Source organism: Mycobacterium sp. NGS41 (genome assembly GCF_059812725.1).
This window is the reverse complement of sequence record NZ_JCALDF010000088.1, coordinates 1-497: the sequence shown is the minus strand read 5'-3', so window position 1 is coordinate 497 and position 497 is coordinate 1. Positions and strand designations below refer to the sequence as shown.

Below are 497 nucleotides of genomic sequence, written 5' to 3'. Positions count from 1 at the left end.
AGCATCAGCCGAGGTAATACTCGAAAACGAGTGGGGCGGGCGGGGCTCGAACCCGCGACCAACGGATTATGAGTCCTTAGCCAACGCCGTAGCGGCCAGGCCATTCAGTCAACAGAATTGCCCTAAGTCGCCTGTAAGACATCAGTTTCGGCGGTCGCCAGTACGGCCGCGGCAGGCCTTCGATACGGCTACAAATCGCCCTCGGTCGCCGGTATCTCGCCGGTACGGGCGTGTTAGCTAGCGGGTGAAATTTTGCTCAGCTCGGCCAAGTGCGTGAGCGTGTAACTACTACGTATTTACTTGCACAGGAAGCGCTGCCTACGTATGAGGCTGGCAGTGAAGTAGCTCAGGTAGGCAGCTGTGGCCGCGAGGGCGGCTCGACGAGTAAGTGAGTTGAGCAGCGCTAATCCCAGTCCTGCTTCGATGGTGCCGTTGATTAGGACATGGGCACGGATGCTGTCTTTGAAGGCCATCCGATTTACCGATTCAAATGCACG

The 497-nt window shown here is 57.5% G+C and carries 1 protein-coding gene; it reads right to left on the bottom strand.

Annotated elements, in window-relative coordinates; genetic code table 11:
• Nucleotides 1–296: 296 nt before the first annotated feature.
• Nucleotides 297–497: hypothetical protein (locus AC5Y21_RS26050; protein ID WP_499917042.1), on the bottom strand; the 201-nt coding region annotated here is incomplete at its 5' end.